Annotated in this window: 15 protein-coding genes; 2 read left to right on the top strand and 13 right to left on the bottom strand. The window is 49.9% G+C overall.

Going from position 1 to position 20,783, the window contains the following annotated elements; genetic code table 11:
* Nucleotides 1–556 precede the first annotated feature (556 nt).
* The 10 genes from QWI17_RS14645 to urtA form a co-directional block, all read right to left on the bottom strand.
* Nucleotides 557–1,816, bottom strand: coding sequence for an MHYT domain-containing protein (locus QWI17_RS14645; RefSeq protein ID WP_302723266.1), 1,260 nt, complete (start codon nt 1,814–1,816; stop codon nt 557–559).
* A 215-nt stretch (nt 1,817–2,031) separates the two neighbouring features.
* Nucleotides 2,032–2,403, bottom strand: coding sequence for an FmdB family zinc ribbon protein (locus QWI17_RS14640; RefSeq protein WP_302723265.1), 372 nt, complete (start codon nt 2,401–2,403; stop codon nt 2,032–2,034).
* A 3-nt stretch (nt 2,404–2,406) separates the two neighbouring features.
* Nucleotides 2,407–3,642, bottom strand: a complete 1,236-nt coding sequence (gene fmdA, locus QWI17_RS14635; protein ID WP_302723264.1) for a formamidase — start codon at nt 3,640–3,642, stop codon at nt 2,407–2,409.
* Nucleotides 3,643–3,899: 257 nt separating this feature from the next.
* A complete protein-coding gene (locus QWI17_RS14630; RefSeq protein WP_302723263.1) occupies nt 3,900–4,940 on the bottom strand; it encodes an AAA family ATPase in 1,041 nt (346 codons plus the stop codon).
* Between the two features lie 124 nt (nt 4,941–5,064).
* Nucleotides 5,065–6,108 carry an aliphatic amidase gene (locus tag QWI17_RS14625; RefSeq protein WP_302723262.1) on the bottom strand — a complete coding sequence of 348 codons (1,044 nt, stop codon included), beginning with the start codon at nt 6,106–6,108 and terminating at the stop codon, nt 5,065–5,067.
* 18 nt (nt 6,109–6,126) lie between these two features.
* Nucleotides 6,127–6,816, bottom strand: coding sequence for an urea ABC transporter ATP-binding subunit UrtE (urtE, locus tag QWI17_RS14620; protein WP_302723261.1), 690 nt, complete (start codon nt 6,814–6,816; stop codon nt 6,127–6,129).
* A 10-nt stretch (nt 6,817–6,826) separates the two neighbouring features.
* A complete protein-coding gene (gene urtD / locus QWI17_RS14615; protein WP_302723260.1) occupies nt 6,827–7,576 on the bottom strand; it encodes an urea ABC transporter ATP-binding protein UrtD in 750 nt (249 codons plus the stop codon).
* The gene (gene urtC, locus QWI17_RS14610; protein WP_302723259.1) at nt 7,563–8,711 is read right to left on the bottom strand and encodes an urea ABC transporter permease subunit UrtC; all 1,149 of its coding nucleotides are present in this window, start codon (nt 8,709–8,711) and stop codon (nt 7,563–7,565) included. The genes urtD and urtC overlap by 14 nt, the downstream gene beginning before the upstream one ends.
* Nucleotides 8,712–8,723: 12 nt before the next feature.
* Nucleotides 8,724–9,650 carry an urea ABC transporter permease subunit UrtB gene (gene urtB / locus QWI17_RS14605; RefSeq protein ID WP_302723258.1) on the bottom strand — a complete coding sequence of 309 codons (927 nt, stop codon included), beginning with the start codon at nt 9,648–9,650 and terminating at the stop codon, nt 8,724–8,726.
* Nucleotides 9,651–9,742: 92 nt separating this feature from the next.
* Nucleotides 9,743–10,933, bottom strand: coding sequence for an urea ABC transporter substrate-binding protein (gene urtA / locus QWI17_RS14600; RefSeq protein ID WP_302723301.1), 1,191 nt, complete (start codon nt 10,931–10,933; stop codon nt 9,743–9,745).
* 422 nt (nt 10,934–11,355) lie between these two features.
* On the opposite strand from urtA, the gene QWI17_RS14595 reads away from it, so the two are divergent.
* Together QWI17_RS14595 and QWI17_RS14590 are read left to right on the top strand one after the other, a co-directional pair.
* Nucleotides 11,356–14,733, top strand: a complete 3,378-nt coding sequence (locus tag QWI17_RS14595) for a hybrid sensor histidine kinase/response regulator (RefSeq protein ID WP_302723257.1) — start codon at nt 11,356–11,358, stop codon at nt 14,731–14,733.
* Nucleotides 14,720–15,637 carry a response regulator transcription factor gene (locus QWI17_RS14590; RefSeq protein ID WP_302723256.1) on the top strand — a complete coding sequence of 306 codons (918 nt, stop codon included), beginning with the start codon at nt 14,720–14,722 and terminating at the stop codon, nt 15,635–15,637. The genes QWI17_RS14595 and QWI17_RS14590 overlap by 14 nt, the downstream gene beginning before the upstream one ends.
* A 10-nt stretch (nt 15,638–15,647) precedes the next feature.
* Here the strand turns inward: QWI17_RS14590 and QWI17_RS14585 are convergent, their stop codons facing one another.
* The 3 genes from QWI17_RS14585 to QWI17_RS14575 are packed head-to-tail and all read right to left on the bottom strand — an operon-like array spanning nt 15,648 to nt 20,580.
* Nucleotides 15,648–16,193 (bottom strand): NADPH-dependent FMN reductase, encoded by a 546-nt coding sequence (locus QWI17_RS14585; RefSeq protein WP_302723255.1) that lies wholly within the window; start codon nt 16,191–16,193, stop codon nt 15,648–15,650.
* A gap of 17 nt (nt 16,194–16,210) precedes the next feature.
* Nucleotides 16,211–19,372 (bottom strand): efflux RND transporter permease subunit, encoded by a 3,162-nt coding sequence (locus tag QWI17_RS14580; protein WP_302723254.1) that lies wholly within the window; start codon nt 19,370–19,372, stop codon nt 16,211–16,213.
* Nucleotides 19,372–20,580 carry an efflux RND transporter periplasmic adaptor subunit gene (locus tag QWI17_RS14575; protein WP_302723253.1) on the bottom strand — a complete coding sequence of 403 codons (1,209 nt, stop codon included), beginning with the start codon at nt 20,578–20,580 and terminating at the stop codon, nt 19,372–19,374. Before QWI17_RS14575 ends, QWI17_RS14580 begins: the two co-directional genes overlap by 1 nt.
* Between the last annotated feature and the right edge of the window lie 203 nt (nt 20,581–20,783).

The following is a 20,783-nucleotide window of genomic DNA, read 5'->3' as shown; positions in this document are numbered from 1 at the left end:
GGTTGCGGCGATTTCTGGGTTTTTGCGAACGCGACGGCTTCGCTTCGGACTTGTCTGCGCTATTGCTGGCCTTGTCACTTTTGGGTGCTGATTTGCTGGAATCGGGCTTAGCAGACTTGCGAGCCGAAGGCTTACGGCGCTTGTTGCCCCCTTGCTTGTTATCGCGCGAGGCACTAGCGCTCTTGCCAGTTTTTTCATTGGCATCAGCCTTGGTTACCGACGCCTTTTCGCCACCAACCACTTTCCTAAACAGCTTTGAGATCAAAATCGAACACCCGTTGATTAAAATGTGGGCGGAGTATACACGATTGCCTGCGGAGAGTCTGCGCTCATCAGCGTTTGCGGCCCGTTGAACGTTTGGCGTGTCCCCCCAATTACCACAGATTTGCGACCGCGAATGGGGTTATTCACCACGTTTTAACCCGTATGCGTGTAGCAACGGGTTCTCTCGTTCGCGAGAATCGCGCTACCGTCACCGATTCACAAGTCAATCGCGGCACACGAGAGAACGGCGTGTACTACAGGCGAGTGAAAAACCCCAAGCGCCCTCAGCCTGCTAGGCTGGCTCGGCCTCTGCAATCGCAGGTTGCGACCACGACAGGGTGTATTTGGGGCGCTGCGCCTCACGAAACAATAAACGGCTGTTAGTCGCCGATGTGGGGTAGTGACTGACTCCCAGGGTAAAGGGGCTAAATCGGCGGATTTGCGCTGAGTGTTGCATGGCAGCTTTGAGCTGCTTAGCCAGCGCCAACTCTTCGGACTCATCAAGTCGCGGCAACAAGGCTGCAAACCCGCTCGACCCCAGGCGCCCAACACTGTGTGCATTAGGCACAACCGCCGCTAGTACATTGGCGAGTTCACGGACTACATCATTGGTCGTCTCACCGGAGGATGCCAATGCATGCTCTCGAAACTGTGCGATATCCAGACAAATGACAGAGAATCCCGATTTGGTGGAATCATCGGCCAATAGTGCCATGACCTGACGGTCGAGATCACTGCGATTGCCAAGGCCAGTCACCGGGTCGCGAAAGGCATCATCCTGAACTTTCTGCGCCTGCTGCACACGCTGCTGGCGCTCGAGCTCCGCCTGACGAAAATCTTGGTAAGCCACAATCAGAGCAATCAGCAAAAATCCACCCGCGGCTATCGCCGTAGGAATGCCCATCCAGTCCCCGCGCAACGCATTATCCGCAGACATTGCCGCGTTCATCGGGTAGCTCGCCGCCGCCATGCCGGTGTAATGCATCCCACAAATGGCCGCGCCCATCACCAGGGCGGCAACGGTTTTTGTCAGCAACGCATATCGCGCCGGCACCACCCGCACCTGGCGGCAAATCACCAACGCAGCACCTGAAGCGGCCACCGCAATGGCAATGGATATGGCGACAATGGTTTGGTCGTAGACAATGCCGGGCTCCATTTTCATCGCCCACATACCGCCGTAATGCATAGCGGATATACCCGCCCCCATAATTACGGCGCTGGCAGCGATACCACGAAAGGCCACCTGCTCGCGAGTAATCACCAGCAAAGCCAGTGCGGAGGCGGCTACCGCGGGAATCCAGGAGGCGATTGTCAGCGGTAAACTAAAACTCATCGTCATGTCGTGAGGCATGGAATAGGCGCTCATGCCGACAAAGTGCATGGACCAAATACCACTGCCAAGACACACGGCTCCGGCACCGAGCCAAAATTTGCGCGAGCTCCCCTGTAGTGTGAAAAGACGCGTACCAAAGTAAATCGCGGTGTAGGCCGCGATTACCGCCACACAGTAAGATGCGAACACTAAAGTAAGATTGTAACTGCCCGTCATGCTGATTTGCCCCTTATATTTTCCTCGAAACGCATAATACGGCGCCAATATGAATCTAGATGCACACAAACTGTTAAAATGAGTAAAGAATGAAAAATCCGCCAACAATAAGCGCACTGCAACAAAAACTGAAACAAAAACTGAAACAAAAAAGGGAGGCGCAAGCCTCCCAAAGTCTCAAACAAACGAACAGAGATTAAGGCAAAATCGTTACCTCAGTGACTGATCATCCACGGTCTGGCCGACGGAAATATTTTGCTACCGTCAGGCATGTACACCGCTTTTGACCCGCGAATAGGAGCGTCCGAACCGCAACCACAGCCACTTTTGTGATCGTGCGCATGGCGAGCTTGCTTTTCCGCCCGCGATTGGGGAGTGGAAAACATGGGCGCCTCGCGCGAGCGCTCATTGCGCTCGTGAGCCTTGCGATTAGACGGCGCCATGTCAAAGAGCTCGGGCGACATCATAATGACGCGCGCTGAGGCCTCACCGCACACGGGACAATCTACAGGATTTGCACTATTGTCCATGGTAGCCAAATCACTGAAAACTCCGTGCTGCTGGCAGCGATAATCGTATACCGGCATGATTTACTCCTTATCAGGAGATTTGGGAATGTCGACCACCGAGCTATCAACCTGAATGGTGGGCCCATTCGCGTTTGGATTGATATCGAATTCGAAAATGTCATTGGGCAGCCATAACGTAGCGCAAGCATTTGGTATGTCGACCACACCACTAATATGACCTTGCACCGGTGCGCAGCCGAGAATCGCATAACTCTGAGCCTTGCTGTAGCCAAATTTGGTCAAGAACTCAATAGCGTTGAGACAAGCCTGCCGATAGGCAACATGCACATCGAGATAATGCTGCTCGCCGTACTCGTCCACAGAGATGCCTTCGAAGATAATATAATCGTCGTAATTTGGCGTGATCGGGCTTGGCTTAAAGATTGGGTTCTTAATCCCGTACTTCGACATGCCCTGCTTCACCAGATTAACCCGCAGGTGAATCCATCCCGCCATTTCAATGGCGCCACAAAAGGTAATTTCACCGTCGCCCTGGCTAAAGTGCAAATCGCCAACACTCAGCCCGCCACCTTCAACGTAAACCGGGAAGTAAATTTTGGAACCGCGCGACAGATCTTTGATGTCGCAGTTTCCACCATGTTCACGAGGGGGCACTGTGCGGGCGCCTTCGGCTGCAGCTTCTTTGGCATCATCGGGTGCCATACGCCCCATATGCGCAGTTTCAGCGTAAGGCAGAGTGGCGAGTGCAGGTACACGATCGGGCTCGGTGTCGTATAAGCCTTTTTCACGCTTGTTCCAGGTGTCCAGCATGTCTTTGGAGGGCAAACAACCAATGAGCCCCGGGTGAATAAGGCCGGCAAACTCGACCCCGGGAATATGGCGAGACTTGGTAAACATGCCGTTGAAATCCCAAATGGATTTTTGCGCCTCCGGGAAGTGCTCTGTCAAGAAGCCGCCACCATTTTGTTTAGAAAAGAATCCGTTGAAACCCCACTGACTTTCATCAAAAGCCCCAATATCCATAATATCGACAACCAGCAAATCACCAGGTTCTGCACCTTCAACCCCGACTGGGCCGGACAAAAAGTGCACCTGCGATAAATCTACATCGCGCACGTCATCGGCGCTGTCATCGTTGGCAATTTGGCCACCGGTCCAGTCGTAACACTCCATTATAAAATCGTCGCCGGGTTTCACCGTCGCCACCATGGGTATATCCGGGTGCCAGCGGTTGTGGATCATGTCGTTTTCATAGGGTGACTTGGATAAATCAATTTTGACAATCGTGTCTGTCATGGTTGAGGCTCCTTATGGAACAGAACGAGAAAAAGTGAAAAAATTCACCAGAATTCGAACTCAGTATCCGCACCCATGCCTTTGGCAACAATACGACAAATAGCCCGACGCCTACGTCAAATGACGCATTGACCCATTAAGCAGGTCAACAGCTTCCGGTATCGTACGAGCCTGGCAAACCTGACGGGCGTAAAAAAGCCGGCTCGGTTAACAAAGCCGGCGGCAACTGAGTGTGAACAATATTGAAACGCCAGTATTTAAAACTGAAATTGCACGGCGTTATCTTCCCATACACCGTGTACAACCAGATCACCCCGCTCATGACGTAAAGCGCTACAGCCAATAAGAAAACAAGCCAACGGCATTTCGACCCGATCGCGCACAATGCGCCGGACAGAACGCGCGCCATAGCGCGAAGAAAAACCCTCACGCACCAGCTGCTGGCAAACATCTGCGCTTAAGGTCATTGAAATCCCCTTGCGCTGCAGACGCTGGTTAAGGCGCTCTAGTTCCAACATGAGAATGTCGCCGGCGGCTGTATCGGACAAACTTGCAAACATAAGTACTCGGTCGATCCGATTAAAAAACTCCGGGGCAAACCCCTGCGTGATGGCATTCAGTACCCGTTTTTGCCGACGCCGTTGCAGCCCTAACGCACGGGCAACGCGTCCCCCATGGGTTGATTCCCACAAGCGGGCGCCCAAGTTAGAGGTCATTAAAATAATGCTGTTGCGAAAGCTGATACGTTTACCTGACCCCGCCAAAGTTAAATATCCATCTTCCAACACATTGAGCAGTGCCATGCGAACCTCATCACTCGCCTTTTCAATCTCGTCAAACAGCACCACTCCCGGACGCGCCAAATCGCCGGCAATTAGACGTTCATCAAACAAAGTCACACCTTCTTTGCTGCCGACATAACCAGGTGGAGCGCCGGTTATTGCCGCGCTGTAATGGGATTGCGACAGGGTGTTCATGTCAATCCGACAAAGATTATCGTCGCTGCCGGTTAAGACCTTGGCCAGCAATTTTGCCGCCTCAGTTTTACCGACTCCGGTTGGCTCGATTAACAGGGCGTTCCAAAGCGGTCGATCGGCGTCGGCAAAGTCGGATTTAATATACGATAACGCGTCAAGTAACTGCTCAAGCACCTCTGACTGTCCAATCAGCCGCTCCTGTAAAAGGCGGCGGGCGTCGTCCAAATCAAATGCGAAGCGGCTGCGAATGGGGAGCGCAGATTGATACGCTGATGGCTGATTTGCTTGATTTTCAGCTAATTTACGGCGGTTGTGCTCCACGCTTTAGTACACCTCTATTTACCCTGTTATCTTTGCGCATAAATCTGAGGTGAGCCGCACTTAACAGCACCTACCCCTGAGGCATCTATCACGTGCGCTCCTTTTTCAAAACACCTGGCAACGATCAGCCAACTGTTTTGCCCTTTTCCTCTAGCGGTAAATCCGCTACCGGACAATCCGCAACACCCACGGTTGTCAGGGTAAAAGCCTCGACAGATTCCCGGGTTTTTTCTGCGTCCATCACCCAGGAGCGGTAAAATTCAAACGGACAATCGGCCACGCCTTTATCGCCATCGCCAGAGGCATGAATACCGCTATAACCTCGGCGCAACAGTTTGAACAAGTGGTTTTGTGACTGGTCATTCTTACGCGCATCGCGAATCTGTGACACCGACAGCTGGGCGTACTGTACGCCCATATCCTCTTCGCCACATTCACCTAGGGTGCGGCCATCAAAACCGATAATCGAAGAATGACCGAAATAAGAGTAGACACCATCAAAGCCTGTAGCATTGGCTACCGCCACATAGCAGTTATTGGCCCAGGCCATGGATTTGGCCATCATCACCTGCTGCTCTTTAGCGGGGTACATATAACCCTGGCAGCGCACAATCAACTCAGCACCACGCATGGCACAGTCGCGCCATATTTCTGGGTAGTTCCCGTCATCGCAAATGATCAAACTGATGTTTAATCCCTTGGGCCCTTCGGTGACATAAGTTCGGTCACCCGGATACCAGCCCTCTATGGGGCACCAGGGGATACATTTGCGGTACTTTTGAACTATTTCGCCTTCGTTATTAATCAACACCAAGGTGTTATACGGGGCTTTTTTAGGGTGCTCTTCGTGGCGCTCACCGGTTAGTGAAAATACACCCCATGTATTCGCTTCGCGGCACGCTGCGGAAAATATTTCAGTTTCTTCACCCGGAATAGAAGCGGCGGTTGCCATCATCTCATCTGGGTCATACATAATACCCATAGTGCTGTACTCAGGAAATATCACCAGATCCATGCCTGGCAAACCCTGCTTCATACCGACAATCATTTGCGCAATACTGCGGGCGTTGTCTAGCACCTCAGCTTTGCTGTGCAGCCTGGGCATTTTGTAGTTAACGACTGCCACTCCGACAGTATCGGGGGAACTCGAAATATCACCGTGTCGCATACGCACCTCACTTGCGAATTAAACAGACAAATAGGAAGCAATCTTCGCTTCATCAACATTTTCACGCAGGTCTTCGTGGACAACTTCACCTTTTTCTATCACCAGAATTCGATCGGCAATTTCTAGGGCAAAACTCAATACCTGCTCGGACACAACGATTGATAATCCGCGTTGATCACGAATTTCCTTGAGAGTTTTCGCCATGTCGCGAATGATTGAAGGCTGAATGCCTTCGGTGGGTTCATCCAGCAGCAAAAGCTTTGGGTCGCTCGCCAACGCACGTGCAATCGCCAGTTGTTGCTGCTGACCTCCGGACAGATTCCCGCCACGACGATTGCGCATTTCCAACAACACCGGAAATAAGTCGTAAAGATCTTTCGGCACTGAGCGACTTTTCGTGGTAGTAAGGCCTGTTTCGATATTTTCCTTCACAGTCATACTGGAAAATATCATGCGACCTTGGGGTACAAAGCCGAAGCCTGCTCCGACGCGTTGATAGCTTTGCATGGCCGAAACATCCTTACCTTCGAGGGTAATCTCGCCAGCCTTGCTGGGAATAACGCCCATAAGCGATTTCATCAGCGTTGTCTTACCCATACCATTGCGCCCCATAATGGCAACAATTTCATTGGGCCTTACTTCAAAGTTCATTCCGTGAATGATTTCACTTTGACCATAGCTGACGTGATGATTGGAAACATTTAGCATGACATTTTCCTCAATGGCCCAAGTAAACTTCGATCACTTTCTCGTCTTTCTTCACTTCTTCCGCCGACCCTTCCGCCAGAATTTTTCCCTGATGTAGTACCGTTACCTTGTCGGCAATTTCCGCAACGAACTGCATGTCATGCTCGATCACAATAACGGAACGGTCTCGGGTAATACGCCTCAGTAGATCCGCCGTTTGGCGGCGCTCAGCGACGGACATTCCCGCAACGGGCTCATCCAACATCAGTAGCTCCGGATCCTGAATCAGCAACATACCGATCTCTAACCATTGTTTCTGGCCATGACTGAGAAGCTCTGCGGGAGTGTGCAGCAGATCTTTAAGGAAGATCATGTCTGCAATTTCGTCGACTCTTTGCAAAACCTCGGCATCACGTTTAAACACTAAGGCGCCAAATACCGAGCGACCACGGGGGAAAGAAATCTCCAGATTCTCAAATACAGACAAGTCCCCGTAGATAGACGGTGTTTGAAACTTTCGACCAACACCGGCCCGAACGATCTGATGCTCTTTCATCTTGGTCAGTTCGCGGTTGCGAAACTTTATGGATCCATCTGTGGCCTTGGTTCGACCACAGATCAAATCGAGCACCGTGGTTTTACCGGCTCCATTGGGGCCAACAATAACCCGAATTTCATTCTTATCCACGTAGAAACTGAGGTCATTAACGGCCTTAAAGCCATCGAAGGAAACCGTTAAACCCTCGACTGCAAGTACGAAGTCAGTATTACTGGCGCTCATGTGCGACCCCCTCTGCCATTACATCACCACCGCGGCCTGCGCGAAAAGATTTAAGTTTTTGCTTAATGTATGGTTCACAGTACTTGCTGTACAAACCTGCCAAGCCATTGGGAAACGCCATAACCACGGCAATAAACAGCGCGCCCATGGCAAATAGCCAAAGTTCTGGAAAACTTTCCGAAAGTGTCGTTTTGGCCCAGTTCACGACCAATGCACCATACACCGCGCCGAGAATTGATAAGCGACCACCAACCGCACAGAAAATCACCATTTCAATTGACGGAACAATGCCAACCAAGGTGGGCGACATAAAGCCAACCTGCAAGGTGAACATAGCACCACCAACCGCGGCAAAAGCAGCTCCCAAACAAAATACAAATATTTTGAAGTTGGAGACATCGTAACCAGAGAATCGTACACGATCTTCCATCTCACGCATTGCCACCAAAAGACGGCCTAGCTTACTTTTTCGTACGTACTGGGCCACACCCAGACAAACAAAAAGTAAGAACACACACAAAAAGTAGAAAATGTACTTTGCCTCGTCAGAGCGAATATCCCAACCATTGAGTGTACGCAAATCGGTAATACCGTTAACACCACCGGTATAACCTTGCTGACCGATGATTAGAATCGTCAGAATCGCCGCAACTGCCTGCGTAATAATGGCGAAATAAACCCCACCTACACGGCGTTTGAACATTGCCACACCGATAATGTAGGCAAATAGTGAAGGCACCAGAACGATGGCAAGTACAGTAAAGGTTAGGCTGTGGAAGGGCTCCCAAAACCAGGGTAGCTCAGTGAGCTGATTCCAATCCATAAAATCTGGAATGCCCGGCGTCGACTGAATTGCTGTATTCTCCGGGGACGATGCTTCAAGCTTGAGAAACATTGCCATTCCGTAACCACCCAAACCAAAGAACACGCCCTGCCCTAGGCTTAGTATTCCTCCGGAACCCCAGCACAAAACTAATCCAACTGCGACAAAAGCGTAGGTTAGATATTTACCGATAAGATTAAGCCTAAAAATGTCAACAGCCAAAGGGAGAACAATCACCAGAATGACGGCGAGTACCGCAAAGCCAATCAAATCACTTTTAGGGAACAGTGTTTTAAATCCTGCGTAAGACATGGAACCGTCCTCCTAGCGACGCACTTTGAGTGAAAACAAACCCTGCGGACGCAGCATTAAAATACCCACGACGAACAGCAACGTCAGAACTTTTGACATAGAACCACTTAAGAAGAACTCCATAGTCGATTGCGCCTGTGAAATTGTGAACGCTGAAGCAATGGTACCCAGTAAACTTTGTGCACCGCCAAATACTACAACCAAAAAGGTATCAACAATATAAAGCTGGCCAGACGTCGGCCCTGTCGATCCGATCATGGTAAACGCGCTACCCGCCACTCCGGCTATACCGCAGCCCAGCCCAAAAGTCAGACGGTCAACTCGGGCGGTATTAATCCCCACTGCTCCTGCCATAGGACGATTTTGTACCACTGATCGCACTTGAATACCCCAGCGTGACTTGTACATCAGGATAGCCACAATCAGCGAAATTGTGATGGCCAAACTCATTACGAAAATACCATTGATGGGAACTTCGACAATGTCGGTAAGCTGAATTGAACCCATCAACCAATCCGGCAGGGTTACACCCACTTCACGAGCGCCAAAAACCGAACGATAAATTTGCTGCAAAATTAGGCTCAAACCCCAGGTTGCAAGAAGAGTATCCAACGGTCGCTTGTATAGATGCCGTATTAAGGCCCACTCGACGAACATCCCGAGTGCCCCTGCGGCTATAAAGGCCAGTATCATGGCAATAAAAAAGTACGAGCCAAAGAGGCTCGGCATATAATCTGCAAAAACGTTTGATGTAAGGTAGGTAACATACGCGCCGAGAATCATAAACTCGCCGTGTGCCATATTGATAACGCCCATCTGGCCGAAAATGATCGCCAGACCCAATGCCATTAGCACGAACACCGAGAACAGAATTAGTCCGGCAAAGCCCTGCATGGCAAAAATTGACATTAATTCAGAAGTGGAATAATCGGCGAACATCGCTCAATCCTCGTGCTGAAAAATCGGAAACATCTAAGAGCCACTATTTGTTCATGAGTAAAAGGAGCCCGCCAGGCGGGCTCCTACACTGCTTATTGATAACCTTCCGGGAATGGATCGGGCTCGATCAACTCAGGAGTTTCGTAAACGATCTCATACTGCCCATCGGTTTTTGCGTTACCGATACGAGTCTTAGACCACAGGTGATGATTAGGATGGACTTTGACATAACCTTCTGGAGCGGTGGTCAACTCTATACCGGGAGATGCGGCACGAACTTTGTCGATATCAAATGAGCCTGCTGCTTCAACGGCCGCCTTCCATAACCAGGGACCAAGATAAGCCGCTTGCGTTACATCACCAATGACAATGTCGTCACCCCAACGCTCTTTGAACGCTTTAACGAACGCGATATTGTTTTCGTTGGTGAGGCTTTGGAAGTACTTCATTGACGCGTAAGCACCATCGATGTTTTCGCCACCAATACCCAAGATTTCATCTTCGGTTACGGAGATGGTCAACACCAGAGGTTTCTCTTTGGTCATGTCGATACCGGCGGCCTTTAATTGCTTATAGAAAGCAACGTTGGATCCACCCACAACAGATGCAAAGATAACGTCAGGTTTTTTCAACTTGAACTTGTTAATAATCGAGTTGAACTGGGTATGGCCAAGTGGATAGTAATCCTCACCCACTACCTTTAAGCCCAACTTCTCAATGTGCTTGCGAGCGATTTTGTTGGAGGTGCGAGGCCAAATGTAGTCAGAACCCAACAAGTAGAAAGTTTTGGCATTTTTGGCTTTAACAACCCAATCAATACCGGCAAGAATTTGCTGTGTTGCTTCCTGCCCCGTATAGATAACGTTAGGCGACTGTTCCAGACCTTCATAGAACGTTGGGTAGTAGAGCATACCGTTGTATTGTTCGAACACCGGCAGAACCGCTTTACGCGAAGCCGACGTCCAGCAACCAAACACTGCAGCCACCTTGTCATTCACCAATAACTTACGGGATTTTTCGGCAAAGGTGGGCCAGTCGCTGGCGCCGTCTTCCTGAATGTATTCAATCTTGCGACCCAATACACCACCCATTGCATTGATCTGCTCAATGGCCAGCTTCTCAGCCTGTACCGAGCCGGTTTCACTGATTGCCATGGTGCCAGTCACTGAATGTAGAATACCGACCTGTACCGTATCTTCGGTTACCGCCAAACCGGTGGTGTTCACTTCCGCCAACGAAATAGGCGCAGTCAATGCCATTGTGGCAAACGCCGCCGCACCCATTAGCGATTTCACCAACCCGGGAAGCTTGCTTCTGCTACCCGTTGGTCGTGTTTTGATCGTAGTAGCCATGATCTTTCCTCATGATTTGTTTAGCCAGTTGATAGACATCGTGTGCCTGCCCCTCCATTCTCAGAAATGACAGCCATTTGGCCAATTCGCTAAACACACCATAGAGCTACGTCATTTAACTCATATGGACCGTCATCATTACGGCGTAGTGTCAGAGCATTAAAAGAGCAGGAGAGGAAGTGGCACAAGAATTGAGAGAGGTAGGCTCACAGTTACCGTATTGCTAGGACGCGCGCGGACGAAGCCAGTATTCTTCAACGCAGATCGCACCAAAATCGCGCGCACCAAAATGCCAAGCACCAGCATTGCGCAAGCGGTAACATGGACGCGGCTGCACAAGCCTGAATTTAACTATGACAGCAAAGCAACATATCTTTCGCGTCCGCCGTAATTACAACCAATGGGTCGCCAACCAAACTCTGGAAGACTACGCCTTGCGCTTCACAGCCAAAAGTGCACGACGCTGGAGTGCGCGACGAGTTGCCCTAACCGCGCTGGGAGGGATTTCATTTTTAGCACTTGAAGCTATTGGCGCTACGGCCACCATGCACTATGGATTCGGGCATGCGTTAGCGGCGATCATGACCGTTAGCCTAATTATTTTTCTATCTGGCATACCCATTAGCTATTACGCAGCAAAATATGGTGTTGATATTGACCTGCTCACGCGTGGCGCAGGTTTTGGCTACATTGGCTCTACCATCACTTCGTTAATCTATGCATCCTTTACCTTTATATTCTTTGCGCTAGAAGCGGCCATCATGGCCATGGCACTGAATCAATTATTTTCAATTCCACTGGCCATTGGTTATTTTATTAGCGCGGTAGTGGTAATTCCGTTAGTAATCTATGGTATTACTTTTATCAGTCGTTTTCAGGTTTGGAGTCAGCCGGTTTGGTTATTGCTACAGCTATCACCTTTTGTTTTTATTATCTACGCTGACGCCAGCGCCGTTACCGACTGGACTCAATACATCAGCCCGGCACAAGAGCATCACAATTTTGATGTCGTCATGTTTGGCTCCGCCGCAGCAATTATGTTCGCTCTGATTGCGCAGATTGGTGAGCAGGTGGATTTTCTGCGATTTGTCCCGAAACCTGTTAACACCCCCCGCAGTAAACGCACATGGTGGCTTTCAACTTTGGCGGCGGGCCCGGGTTGGATCCTGGTGGGGGCCGTCAAAATGTTAGCAGGGTCATTTCTCGCTGTTTTGGCCCTCAAACACGGCTATAGCGCACTCGAAGCCACCGACCCAACACGCATGTATATGGTTGCTTTTGGCTATGTAACTCAGTCGCCCGCGGTCGCACTGGGTGTGGCCGGTATTTTTGTGGTGCTGTGTCAGCTGAAAATTAATGTCACCAATGCCTATGCCGGCTCCATCGCGTGGTCCAATTTTTTCTCAAGGCTTACTCATTCACACCCAGGGCGAGTAGTGTGGCTCATCTTTAATGTCGGTATTGCTCTGTTGTTAATGGAACTTGGCGTCTATCAGGCGTTGGAGCAAACTTTGGGATTTTACGCAATCGTCGCGGTTGCCTGGGTTGGCTGTTTGGTTGCGGACTTGGTAATTAACAAGCCACTGGGGCTTTCACCGAAACACATTGAGTTCAAGCGCGCACATCTTTATGACATTAATCCTGTCGGCTGCGGCTCTATGATATTAGCAAGCATAGTCGGAATGTTGTGCTATGCGGGTGTCGCTGGTGAGATTTCTAAAGCTCTGACACATTTTATTACCCTGGCCACGGCGCTTGTTTGCGCACCATTAATTGCTTGGATTACTAAGGGGCGCTACTATCTGGCGCGCCCATTTATCGCAACAGACATTCTTTATAACGATGTTGAAGGAACTACAGCGACTTGTTGCATTTGTGAGCACCGCCTGGAGCGCGAAGACATTAGCCACTGCCCCGCCTATGCAGGCAACATCTGCTCTCTGTGCTGTTCACTGGATGCCCGCTGTGGTGACTATTGCAAGCCTGGCGCGGGCTATTGGACTCAGGTAAAAAGCTTTGTTCAACGATTTTTACCGGCGTCACTCACTCCCACCATTAACTCTCGCATTGGTCATTTCTTCGGTCTACTCACCGTTATCAATGGATTTTCCGGATTATTGTTATCGCTGATTTACTTTCAATCGCCAACACCGGTAACCGCGACGACACTTTGGAAAGTCTTCTTTCTACTGGTGATTATTACCGGCATCGTAACCTGGCTATTTGTATTGGCGCATGAGAGCCGGGTTGTTGCTCAGGAAGAGTCCCAGCGCCAGACCCGCTTGCTCACCGAAGAGATCATTGCGCACGAGCAAACCGACCGCGAACTTCAGGTAGCCAAAGAGACAGCCGAGGCGGCCAACAAAGCCAAAAGTCGCTACCTAACAGGTATTAGCCATGAACTGCGCTCCCCTCTTAACGCCGTGCTAGGGTACGCGCAGCTGTTGGAAAAAGACCCGAATATCCCCAGTAATCGGCGCGACGCTATATCAGTGATTCGCCGCAGCGGCGAGCACCTTGGCGATTTGATTGAAGGCCTACTGGATATTTCTAAGATTGAGGCGGGCCGACTAGACCTGCACAGCGAGCAGGTGCGTCTACCCCAGCTAATGGATCAACTGGTCTATATGTTTCGACTACAGGCCGAAGGTAAGGGTTTGAAATTCGACTATATACAGGAAACAGCGCTACCGGAATTCGTTAAGACTGATGAAAAACGGTTGCGCCAAATTCTAATTAATATCCTCTCCAATGCCATTAAGTACACGGAGAAAGGCGAGATTTGTTTTAAGGTTCGCTACCGCAGCCAAGTCGCAGAGTTCAGTGTTTCCGATACCGGTGTCGGCATTGCCGATGATAATGTCGAGCTTATTTTTCAACCCTTTGAAAGAGTTAAAACTCCCGGCTCCGCGGTTTCTGGCACTGGCTTGGGATTAACCATCTCAAAACTTTTGGCCGATATAATGGGAGGCGACATTTCACTTACCAGCACGCCTGGAAAAGGAACTCAGTTTCGACTTGCACTAATGCTATTGAGTACCAGCTCACCGAGTAAACTGCCGCAAAAAAATCGCCAGGTTTTCGGGTACGCAGGCAGCGCCAAAACCGTTTTGGTAATCGATGATGAAACTAGTCACCGCCAACTGATTGAAGCGGTATTAACCCCGCTGGGCTTTGACGTGCAACTGGTGGATAATTCGTTGCTTGCTGTCGACACAGCACATTCGATAAAACCTGATCTGGTGATGCTCGATATATCGATGCCCGGCTTATCCGGCTGGGAAATTGCAGAACAAATGCGCAGCAGTGGTTTGAATTGTCCGATTGTCATGGTATCTGCCGATGCTAGGGAAACCCACCCCGACACCATAGACACCTCACATCACAATGCTTACGTAGTAAAACCAATCAATATCGACAGCCTACTCGATACCCTTGGTAAGCAACTTAATCTTACCTGGCAGCACAGTCCTGCCCACGAAATTAAGAAAATTGACTTACCCGTATCGCCATCAAGCACTATAGCATTGCCGGATGAAAAGACTTTGCAGCAGATGCGCAAACTGGCACTGATTGGGCACAAAAGCGGCCTCATTCAACTACTCAATACAACCATCGCTCAAGGATATTGCGACAGAGCGTTTTATGAAAAGGCAACGGACATGGTTCGCAACTTTCAATTTGAAACACTCATATCCATGCTTAAGGCACCCAACAATGAACGAAGCTAGTAGCAAACAAGATGTAGTACTGGTTGTTGATGACAGCATCGACAGTATTCGGATGATCAGCGATGTTCTGGAAGAAGCCGAAATGACAGTGTTAGTGGCACTTGAGGGTAGCCAGGCACTTACCATTACCAAAAACATATCACCGGATATCATTTTGCTCGATGCCATTATGCCCAACATGGATGGTTTTGCAACGTGCCGGGCCCTGAAAGAAAATCCCAAGCTAATGGACGTGCCAATTATCTTCATGACTGGTTTAAGCGATACCGAACATGTTGTTATGGGGCTCAAGTCGGGAGGGGTAGATTATATTACTAAGCCCATTAATGCTTCGGAATTGGTAGCACGCATGCATGTTCATCTCGCTAATGCTCGCATGACGCAAAGTGCACGCATGGCTTTGGACGCTGCTGGGCAAACGCTTTTTGCCATTGATCAGGACGGGGATACTCTGTGGGCCACGCCTCGCGTGTACCAATTGTTGGCACGCCTGCCTGGCGGCGAAAGCGAAAACGAGAGAGGCTTACAGAAAACGTTAAAAACCTGGCTGGAGCATACACCAGGCGCTGGGCACAAAATGCAGCTACAAGGCTTGGACGAAAGTATATGCGTTGAGTACCTGGCCAATGTTAGCGGCAATGAACATCTGCTACGCCTGTCCGATCAACCCAGTAATGAAAGCTACACCGACTTACTGCGCACCCGCTTTCAGGTTACGGTGCGCGAAGCGGATGTATTACTGTGGATCGCCAACGGTAAAACGAACCGGGAAATTGGCCAAATTTTAGAAATGAGCCCCCGCACTGTTAACAAGCATTTAGAGCAAGTGTTTAAGAAAATGGGGGTCGAGAACAGAACATCCGCAGCGGCCATGGCAATACGCACCCTGGCCGAAAAAGGCTAACAAGACAACGCTACTCCAACCAAGCCAAAAAGTCGCCAATGAGACGCTCCAGTTTCTTCTGCGTCTCACTATCGACTAATACCCCATTTTCAAATTTGGTTGCCGCACCCCCCAGGGCGAATTCAGGCACGGGACAAAGATGACTTAAAGTACCTCCAAGTATTTGCTTAAGTTGTCCTTGCGCCCTCACCCCACCCACCGGGCTTGGTGATGCACTCATAAGCAAAACAGGTTTGTGCGCTAAGCATGACTTAAAGGCCGGTCGAGACGCCCAATCCAGAGCATTTTTTAGAGTGCCCGGTACGCCGTAATTGTACTCCGGCGTCGCTATTATCAGAGCATCGGCGCCGTTTATTTGCGCGACCAGTTGTGTCACGGGTAGCGGCTTATCATCACCATCCAAATCGCCGTTGTAATGTGGCAAATCGGCGATATTCGCCCAGCTTACTTGCGCGCGGTTATCCAGCACTTTTTCTGTAGCCTGCAACAGCTGCGCATTAAGCGAGGCTTGACGCAGACTGCCGCAAATAGCCAATACATTCTTAATAGCCGTCATTCTCTTACCCGTTTTTATTACGTCTGGCTGATATCGTGTTTGGCCTTGCGATGAGGTACAAACCAGCCAACAGTTTTTCGACCCACATGCCCGACATCATGCATAACCAAATACAACACCGGCACCAACAGCAAGGTCACAAACGTCGCACAAAGCACACCAAATGCTAATGAGATCGCCATTGGTATTACAATCTGCGCTTGCAACGAACTTTCAAACATAATTGGCAGCAAACCAATAAATGTCGTCAGCGAGGTTAAGATAACCGCTCTGAATCGACGCCTCCCCCCCTGCAACACAGCATTATTCAAGGTTTCGCCGCGCTCACGAGCTTTATTGATGTAATCCACCATCACCAGTGAATCATTCACCACTACGCCAATGGCGGCGAAAATGCCAAACAGTGACAAATTACTCAAGTCATACCCCATTATGACGTGTCCCCAGATTGCGCCTATAACGCCGAAAGGGATTACCGACATAATCATCAAAGGTTGTACGTACGAGCGCAAAGGCAATGCGAGCAAAACAAAAATCATCATTAATATTTTGCCAAGGTTAACCATGAAATTCTTGACCGATTCCCGCTCGTCTTTGAGGCTACCTGCCTCCTCCAGGGTAACCGCTGGATACCTCAACTCTAACGTTTCAAATACACCATCCTCTAACGTATTTGCTACGGTTAGGGGTTGTACTTTGGCAAAGTCCAGTGTTGCCCATATACTGATTGTTCGATTGCCATCCTCACGATAGATTTGATTCACACCATCAGCCAGCTCAAAGTCAGCCAGCTCCACTAAAGGGACTTGGCTGCCATTTGGGGCATTAATAATGACATCACGAATAGCATCCAGCACGTTACGCTCTTGCTCTGGGTAACGCACCATCACCCGAATTTCTTCGCTGTCGCGAACAATACGCTGAGCTTCGACACCGTACAACGCAAAGCTTGCCTGACGGGCCACTTCCGCAGTCGTCAATCCCATACTCACAGCCAAAGGCTTTAAGACGAAGCGAGCCTCTTGCACGCCTTGCTGTTCGCTGTCCTGAATTTCATAAACCCCTTCAATTTCATTCAGCGCATCGCGAATATCACGCGCAGCCAAACGCAACTGATCTATATCCTTGCCGATAATCCGAAAGCTAACATCGCCATCGTTCATACCACTGTCAAACACGTTATCGATGATCGATAAACTTTTCATACCGGGAATGTCCGGCATTTTTTCACGCCAACGCGCCGATAACGCAAAAGTACCAATTGGCCGCAACTCGGGATCAACCAGTTTCGCTTGTACTTCCGCAGTGGTGCGCGATGTTTGCGAGATGTACAAGTTTTCGATCATGGGCTGACCAAAGTCGGCGACGACATCTTCTTCCACATCTTTGACCATCGCCTCCAACAACAGCAATGTATCGTGCGTTTTTTGCTCAGAAGCGCTCGAATTCATTTCAATGCGTATTTGCGAAAAGTCGTGTGGCACTTTGGGCTGCCCCACGAAATTTATAAGCCCGCCCGCAAACATACCTGCGGTAATAATAATGGCACCGGTAAACGCAGCCATAATGACGTAACGATGGTGCAGTGACCAACCTAAAGCCGGCGAGTAAGCATGCTCAATTATCCACTGTAGTCCACTGGCGATATACGACTGCAATCGATAAACGGGGTTGCGTGGATTGGGTTTGACGGGTTTCATATGCGCCAAATGCGCGGGCAAAATGAGCTTTGACTCAATCAATGAAAAGAGAAGACAAAATATCACGACAAAGCCAATCGCTTTGGGAAAAGCCGACATAGGCCCTGTTTCTAGCACCATGGGCACAAAGGCCGCGCAAGTCGTCAGTACACCGAAAGTCGCGGGCATCGCAACACGCTGCGCCCCACGAATGACATTATCAATACTCTGCCCACGCTCTTCAATCTCAGTATGGACGCTCTCGCCAATCACAATGGCATCGTCGACAACCACCCCCAACACCATAATAAAAGCAAATAAGCTGCCGACGTTAATCGTGACATCCACCCACGATAAAGGCAGCAACATTATGGCACCGAGGAAACTGACCGGTAGGCCAAGCATTACCCACATGGCGAGCTTTAGCCGCAAAAATAATGCAAGTATCAGCAGAACAAGCAAGCCGCCCCAAAACATGTTGCTGAGCATCATGTTCAAGCGGCCATTTAAGTAGTAGGTAAAATCCACCCATGTCTCAAGGTGCAGCCCCTCGGGCAGGGTCAGGCTACGATCTTCAATATAATTATTTACCACCTGAGCGACATCGGTAATACTCTGGTCTTTGGTAGCACCTACGAAAAAAGTAACCGAGTTTTGCCCATTAATACGGGTGAACTGAATGCCCTCCTCGAACCCATCTTTGACCTCGGCCACATCCCCGAGCTGAACCACAGTACCGTCACTTCGCGTGAGCAGAGGCAATCGTTCAAATTCCGGACCCACATACGCCTGATCTTCTACGCGAACTGAAATATAACCGTCTTCAGCCCGTATTTGACCCGCTGATTGATTGGTCGACCAACCGCGTACCGCATCCGCGACCTGGCTAAACGTTAACCCGTATTCGTAGAGTCGGTCCCGGCTTACTTCAATGGCGATTTCATAGTTTGCGCCACTGTAATAATCGACAATACTCACATCGGGCAATGCCCGCAGCTCATCGTGAATATCTTCCCCCATGCGCTTTAAATCGAAGTTACTGAGGTCACCGAACAAGCTGATGTACATCACTTCCTGGCGATATTTGGCACGACTGATTTGGGGGCGCTCCATACCGTCGGGAAAGCTCGAAATAGAGTCAATCGCAGTCTTTACTTCGTCTAACACGTCCTGCGCGTCGTACTCTTCCATTACCTCAATGTTAGCGCTCGCGCTGCCGCGATTGGAGCGGGTAATGATGCGCTCAATCCCCTGAATACTCGCCAGCGCTTCTTCCAGCTTGACGGTTATCGCCTCTTCAACATCTTGTGGTGCCGCACCTCGGTACAGCACACTGACATTGATAAAATTAAGCTCAAATTGAGGAAACATCTGCTTGCGAATATCGAAGGCGGTATAAAGTCCCAACAATAAAACGCAGATCATCAAAAGATTGGCTGCTACACTGTTGCGCGCAAACCACGCGATTATTCCATTGCGAGTGTCATCAACCGATTCCATTAACTTTCTCCCTGTTCGGTCGATGTTGACCCCATGTCAGACGCGGCCTCAGTGGCAGCCTCCCCTTTTAAAGTGACTGACATGCCTTCAACCGGAAACTCCAGTGCGGTGGTAATGATCTCATCTCCACTACTGAGGCCTTGCGTAATAATACTGCGACCGTGAGCGTAACGAGCGACTTCTACATCGCTAAAGTGCAACTGACCGTCTACGTACAATGCCACCTTGCCGTCTTTCACCAGCGACCGGCTCACCTCTACCGCACTGGGCAAGTGCTCCCCGGCCAGCTGCGCAACGACATAACTGCCGAATGCTAAACTTTTCGACTGGGCACTCTCGCCTAAATAATTATAGGGATCGAGGACCTCGGCAACCAAATAATTCATGCGCGTGCTTTCGTCGATCACCCCCTCACTGCGCACCACTTGTGCCTGCCATTGGCTAATGACCCCCTCAGCAGTCTGAGTCAGAACAACCTCACCTCCTACCCCGTTATTAGGAAGATAGATCAACTCACTCGAGGACACCGGTAAACGTATTTCTGCAGCCGCTGTACCCATAACATGACCGAGCTTGGCCCCGGAGTTCAGAAATGTTCCATGACTCACCATTCGCTCAGTAATTAGTGCGTCGTAAGGCGCTTTAATTTTGGTTCTCTCCAGATTTTTTTGCGCCAGCTTGAGGTCAGCCTTAGCGGCAATGACGCGAGCCTTAGCTTGCTCTAACTGTGGCTTGCGCAAACCTAATGCCGGAGCGGGCCGATCATTCACATCTTCCCACTCAACGCGTGCCACCTCGCCTTGCGCCGTTTCCAATTCTAACGAGGCTTCTGCACTGGCCAAACCAGCCCGGGCATTCTCTAAAGCCACTTCATAGTTGGTTGGGTCTATCTGAGCCAGTATATCGCCCTGCTTAACCAAGCCGCCGCGAACAAAAGCGGGGGCTAAATGAATCACTTCGCCGCCCACTTGTGCGATCAAATCGGTGGAATATTTAGGCTGTACCAAACCTTGGGATTTAACCCGGATTTGCATAGGTGACAGCTCAATGGTGCGGGTTTCCACTAGGGGAGACTTTTCCTCAGGGGGTTTAACCGGCGGCTCTTTTTTCTGCCCTGCCATGCCCATAAACAGTACGATACAGCCTACGAGGATCAATATCGGTAACAACCAGCGAATATTTCTTCGAAAAAAACCAGGGGACTGCATCGATTTTCTCTCCTTGCCTGCGGCGGCACCATCACTTCTTCCAGGTCAGCAAAAACGCTTAAATCAGTTCAACAGACCCGGGACATTTGCAATTTATGTGAGCGCAATCATACCCCTTTCCAGACCTATCGACAGCACCCTTAAAGGCAAAGTGCGCAAATAAGTTGCGCAAACTTGAGTGCATGCCCCTTGAAGGTTCACAT

It is taken from the genome of Gilvimarinus gilvus (genome assembly GCF_030518155.1).
Classification (GTDB): domain Bacteria; phylum Pseudomonadota; class Gammaproteobacteria; order Pseudomonadales; family Cellvibrionaceae; genus Gilvimarinus; species Gilvimarinus gilvus.
The sequence above is the reverse complement of the archived record's forward strand: the minus strand, read 5'-3'. Positions and strand labels throughout refer to the sequence as shown.

Coding starts and splice junctions, on each gene's coding strand:
- QWI17_RS14590 (WP_302723256.1), top strand. CDS start 14,720: ATGAACGAAGCTAGTAGCAAACAAGATGTAGTACTGGTTGTTGATGAC.
- fmdA (WP_302723264.1), bottom strand. CDS start 3,642: ATGACAGACACGATTGTCAAAATTGATTTATCCAAGTCACCCTATGAA.
- QWI17_RS14625 (WP_302723262.1), bottom strand. CDS start 6,108: ATGCGACACGGTGATATTTCGAGTTCCCCCGATACTGTCGGAGTGGCA.
- urtE (WP_302723261.1), bottom strand. CDS start 6,816: ATGCTAAATGTTTCCAATCATCACGTCAGCTATGGTCAAAGTGAAATC.
- QWI17_RS14575 (WP_302723253.1), bottom strand. CDS start 20,580: ATGCAGTCCCCTGGTTTTTTTCGAAGAAATATTCGCTGGTTGTTACCG.
- QWI17_RS14580 (WP_302723254.1), bottom strand. CDS start 19,372: ATGGAATCGGTTGATGACACTCGCAATGGAATAATCGCGTGGTTTGCG.
- urtC (WP_302723259.1), bottom strand. CDS start 8,711: ATGTCTTACGCAGGATTTAAAACACTGTTCCCTAAAAGTGATTTGATT.
- QWI17_RS14585 (WP_302723255.1), bottom strand. CDS start 16,193: ATGACGGCTATTAAGAATGTATTGGCTATTTGCGGCAGTCTGCGTCAA.
- QWI17_RS14645 (WP_302723266.1), bottom strand. CDS start 1,816: ATGACGGGCAGTTACAATCTTACTTTAGTGTTCGCATCTTACTGTGTG.
- urtD (WP_302723260.1), bottom strand. CDS start 7,576: ATGAGCGCCAGTAATACTGACTTCGTACTTGCAGTCGAGGGTTTAACG.
- urtB (WP_302723258.1), bottom strand. CDS start 9,650: ATGTTCGCCGATTATTCCACTTCTGAATTAATGTCAATTTTTGCCATG.
- urtA (WP_302723301.1), bottom strand. CDS start 10,933: ATGGGTGCGGCGGCGTTTGCCACAATGGCATTGACTGCGCCTATTTCG.
- QWI17_RS14640 (WP_302723265.1), bottom strand. CDS start 2,403: ATGCCGGTATACGATTATCGCTGCCAGCAGCACGGAGTTTTCAGTGAT.
- QWI17_RS14595 (WP_302723257.1), top strand. CDS start 11,356: ATGACAGCAAAGCAACATATCTTTCGCGTCCGCCGTAATTACAACCAA.